Annotated in this window: 4 protein-coding genes; 2 read left to right on the top strand and 2 right to left on the bottom strand. The window is 68.3% G+C overall.

Features of this window, described 5'->3' with window-relative positions; all coding sequences use genetic code 11:
- Nucleotides 1-1495, bottom strand: a 1495-nt coding sequence (locus DP116_RS30475) for a DUF1549 domain-containing protein (protein WP_169157359.1), incomplete at its 3' end; no start/stop codon positions are given.
- Between the two features lie 235 nt (nucleotides 1496-1730).
- Here DP116_RS30475 and DP116_RS30470 point away from each other — a divergent pair.
- Both DP116_RS30470 and DP116_RS30465 read left to right on the top strand, forming a co-directional pair.
- Nucleotides 1731-2642 carry a sugar phosphate isomerase/epimerase family protein gene (locus DP116_RS30470; RefSeq protein ID WP_169157358.1) on the top strand — a complete coding sequence of 304 codons (912 nt, stop codon included), beginning with the start codon at nucleotides 1731-1733 and terminating at the stop codon, nucleotides 2640-2642.
- Nucleotides 2643-2710: 68 nt separating this feature from the next.
- Nucleotides 2711-3409, top strand: a complete 699-nt coding sequence (locus DP116_RS30465) for a response regulator (protein ID WP_169157357.1) — start codon at nucleotides 2711-2713, stop codon at nucleotides 3407-3409.
- 24 nt (nucleotides 3410-3433) lie between these two features.
- Here the strand turns inward: DP116_RS30465 and DP116_RS30460 are convergent, their stop codons facing one another.
- Nucleotides 3434-3901 (bottom strand): MarR family winged helix-turn-helix transcriptional regulator, encoded by a 468-nt coding sequence (locus DP116_RS30460; protein WP_169157356.1) that lies wholly within the window; start codon nucleotides 3899-3901, stop codon nucleotides 3434-3436.
- Nucleotides 3902-4333: the final 432 nt, after the last annotated feature.

Genomic DNA, 4333 nt, shown 5'->3' with positions numbered 1-4333 from the left:
CCTGGCTCCAGCGTTCGTACGGATGGTGGTGGCACTGGGCGCACTGCAGCCGCAGACCGAGGAAGACCTGGGCCGTGTCGCCGACCGGCTGATGCAACTGATCGTCGCGCATCTGCCAGTACCAGTTGATCGCGGGCGCGTCTTGCCACTCGCCCGACGCGGCCACCACGCCGCGCACGAGCTCGTCGTAAGGACGATTCTGCGCGATCAGGTCCTTGAGCCAGTTGTGAAACGCGTACGCGGCCTTGTCGGCGCCGGCGAGTCGCGAGTTGCGGAGGATCGTCCCCCACCGCATCGCGAAGTAGGCCGCGTAGTCGGGCGACGCCAGCAGGCGGTCGACCGCCGCCTCGCGTTTGGTCGCGGAGGAATCGGCCGCGAAAGCGGACGCCTCGTCGACGGTCGGGAGCCGGCCGGCCAGGTCGATCGTCACGCGGCGGAGGAACTCTTCGTCGGTGCACGTCGGCGACGGGCGCAGGCCGAGCTTCTTCCACTTCGCGAGCACCAGCTCGTCCACGAAGTTGTTGGGCGTGAATTCGGGGATCGCGTCGAGCGGCTCGCCCGTCGGGACCAGCACTTTGAAGACCGCCACCTGACCGAGATACGCGGCCATGATCGCCGCTTCGCCCGGCAGGTCGTTGGCGCTCACGAGGCCGTCGTCGGAAGAAACCGCGACCGCGCCTTCGTTGGTGTTGAACTGCGCCTGCCGCGTGACGTCGCGGGTCGAGCCGTCGCTGTATTCCGCGATCACCGCGAGCTGCTGTTTCTCGTGCTTCCGCATCGTCCGCTCGTGCGGCTCGATGCGGACGCTCTTGATCGTCGGCGCGTCGGGCGCGGTCGCGGGCAAACCCTGCTCGATCCACCGGCGGATCACGAGGTACGGATCGGAATCCTTGACGAGCCGTCGGCCGCCGCCGTGCGGGACCGCGCCGATCGCTTTGAGCAGCAGCAAGCTCTGATCGGGAGCCGCGGGAAACACGCGTCGGCCGCGGGCTTCCGTCGCGATGGCTTTGTGATCGTACGCGGCGTCGAATCCGAACAGGCTCAGCTTGAAGCCGTTCTGGCCGCTCGCCTTGCCGTGGCAGCCCCCCGCGTTGCAGCCGAAGCGGGTGAGCAGGGGGACGACCTCGCGGGCGAAATCGACGGGACGGCCGCCGTCGAGGCCGGTCACCTCGACCGGGACGCGCAGCTTTCGCCCGTCGATCGCGATCTCGAGCGCGGTCTTGCCGACCGCGACGGGGGCGACGTAGCCGCGTTCGTCGACGGTCGCGACGTGCGGGTCGAGCGAGACGTATTTCGCCTGGGAGGTGCGATCCTCCGGCCCGCGCGGCCCGGCCGCGGTGACGAGCACCTGCCGGCGGGCGAAGACGTCGTCGAGCGTGATCGACTCGGGGAAGACGGTCGTCTCGGCCGCGGCCGCGAGCGACGCGCTCCAGGCCAGGGCCGCCAGCACGACCGCCGGCGTCGCGTTCCGCCCGTTCGAGGCCCGTCGTCGCATGGATCGGCTCCCTAACCCATCAAAGTTCGTGGATGCGTCGAGCGTAATCGTCGCCCGGCGGTCGGTCAATCGAACCGGCGCGGCGCGTCCGCACGGGAAGTTGACCGGGGGCCGGCGACGGTTACCCCGCGGGCGGGCGAGCGGCTTGCCGGCCGTTTGCGCGGCTTGATATGCTTTCGCCCGCGGACGAGTTCCGCGAGCCATTTCCGCCGTTCGCGAGCCGCGAGGACTCTTCATGACGTCTCCCCTCGATCGTCGAACCTTCCTCGCGGCCGGCGTCGGCGCGGCCGCGGCGCTCGCGTCGGGCGGGCCGGGCTCGTCCGCTTCCGCTCAGGACGCGCCGGTGAAGAAGTACAAAAAGGCCGTCAAGATCGGGATGGTGCGGGCCGGGGCGACTCTCGTCGATAAGTTCAAGATCCTCAAGGAGATCGGCTTCGACGGGATCGAGCTCGATTCGCCCAACGGGTTCGACAAGAGCGAGGTGCTCGCGGCGCGCGACGAATCGGGGCTGCCGATCCACGGGGTCGTCGATTCGGCCCACTGGAAAGAGACGCTGTCGCACCCGAGCGAAGAAGTGCGGGCCAAGGGGCTGGCGGCCCTCGAAACCGCGATCCGCGACGCCCACGCGTACGGCGCGACGAGCGTGCTGCTCGTGCCGGCGGTGGTGAACAAGGAAGTCTCGTACGCCGACGCGTACACGCGGTCGCAGGCCGAAATCCGCAAGGCGCTCCCGCTGGCCGCCGAATTGAAGATCAAGATCCTGTTCGAGAACGTCTGGAACAATTTCCTGCTCAGCCCGCTGGAAACCGCCCGTTACATCGACGAATTCGAGAGCGAGTGGATCGGGGCCTATTTCGACGTGGGGAACGTCGTGCTCTACGGTTGGCCCGAGCAATGGATTCGCACGCTGGGCAAGCGGATCGGCAAGCTCGACGTCAAGGAATACAGCCGCAAGGTCGCCCGCGAAAAAGGGACCGGGGCCGGTTTCGGCGTCGAGCTGCTGGAAGGGGACTGCGACTGGCCGGCGGTGATGCGGGCGCTGGAGGAAATCGGCTTCACCGGCTGGGGCACGGCCGAAATTCCGGGCGGCGACGAAACTCGCCTGCGGGCGATCGCCGAACGGATGGATAAGATTTACGCGAGTTGATTCGCGTCGTGAGTTCGTGGGCCGATCCGGCCCGCGTGGCGTCGGCGTACATTCCGCCCCGAGATCGCATGAGCCGTCACAAGATTCTGGTCATCGAAGACGAAACCGCGTTGCTGGAAGCTCTCCGCTACAACCTGGAACGCGAGGGCTTCGAAGTCCTCACCGCGACGGACGGTCTGAGCGGGCTGCAGCGGGCCCAGTCGGTGCTCCCCGACCTGATCGTCCTCGACCTGATGCTGCCGGTGCTCGAAGGGCTCGAGGTCTGCCGCCGGCTCCGCGACGACGCGAACACGCGGACGATCCCGATCGTGATGGTCACGGCGCGGGGCGAGGAGATCGACGAGGTGGTCGGCTTCCAGATGGGGGCCGACGACTACGTCGCCAAGCCGTTCAAGGTGCGACCGCTGCTGCAGCGGGTGAAAGCGCTCCTGCGACGGACGAACGTCCGCGAGGATCAGACCGCGTCGATCGCGGAGCAGGGGGTCGAGATCGACCGCTGGCGGCACCGCGCGACGCTCGACGGCCGCGTCCTGCCCCTGACGCCCACCGAGTTCCGCCTGCTCTGGTCGCTGGCGCGTCAGCCCGGCCGGGCGTTTTCGCGGCACGAGCTGATGGACGCGAGCATGGGGGAAGACGTGGCCTCGCTCGACCGCACCATCGACGTGCACGTCAAGTCGCTGCGGCAGAAGCTGGGCGACCGCGCCGAGCTGATCGAGACGGTCCGCGGCGTCGGCTACCGCTTCAAAGAAGCCAGCGCGTCGAACTGAGCCGGCCGCGGTCGCGCGATTCGGTCAGTCGTCGCAGGCGGCCAGATCGGCGATTTCGACGCCCGCGCCGAGGTTGGCGCGGACCTTTTCCAGGAGCCGCTTGAGCGTGGCGAGCTCTTCGTCGGTGAGGCCGTCCGAGGCCTTCGCCCGGACCGCGTACGCGCACTCCACGACCTTCGACCAGGCGTCGGCCGCTTCGGGATTGATGCGGACGTATTTCTTGCGGCGGTCGGACGGGCAGATCGTCCGGCCGATCCAGCCGTCGCGCTCCATCCGATTGAGAATGCCGACGAGCGTGGGCGGCTCGATGAACATTTTGCGGGCCAGCGTCGCCTGCGTCATCTCGCCCGAATGGATCAGGTTTCCCAACACCTGGGCCTGGCGGTAGGTGATTCCTTGGGGCTCCAGACGGTCGGCCAGCTCGCGCTGGACGGCCTGGTTGGCCATGCAGATCCAAAAACCGATGCTGGCGTCGAAATCGTACGGGAGCAACTCTCGACCTCGGTTTCTCGAAGACGGCCGCGCGGGGCGCGATGCGCCGTCGTTTCTCTAGAGACTATCCCGGGTTGCGGCGCTTGGCAACAAACGCCGCCGCGGGCGATCGCTCGGGCTGCGACCATTCGGCCCGCCGCGCGAGCGACGGCCGGGGCTTGCGGACGAAACGGGGTTTCACGACAATCCCCGCGCTCGCGACGCGCACCGCCGCCGTCGATACGGATTTATACGCGCGACGCCCGCCGGGGGCGCGAAGCCTCCCGAAAGTCCCGACCGCGACGAAGGCCCGCCGGAAGCCGTGCTCGAAACGTTTCGCTCGCTCCTGCCTTCGTTCCTGCCCGCGGCCACGGCCGACGTGCTGGTCGCCGGCGTGCAGGCGTTTCTGATCCTCAACCTGATCGCGGTCGGCGCGCTCGTCTTCATCTGGGG

The organism is Brasilonema bromeliae SPC951, from assembly GCF_012912135.1.
In the GTDB taxonomy this organism is placed as follows: Bacteria; Cyanobacteriota; Cyanobacteriia; order Cyanobacteriales; family Nostocaceae; genus Brasilonema; species Brasilonema bromeliae.
Note: the sequence above shows the minus strand (reverse complement) of the source record. Positions and strands in the feature narration are given on the sequence as shown.

What these genes read in the sequence shown, in the direction of transcription:
- DP116_RS30465 (WP_169157357.1), top strand. Translation starts at nt 2,711, where the DNA reads ATGAGCCGTCACAAGATTCTGGTCATCGAAGACGAAACCGCGTTGCTG.
- DP116_RS30470 (WP_169157358.1), top strand. Translation starts at nt 1,731, where the DNA reads ATGACGTCTCCCCTCGATCGTCGAACCTTCCTCGCGGCCGGCGTCGGC.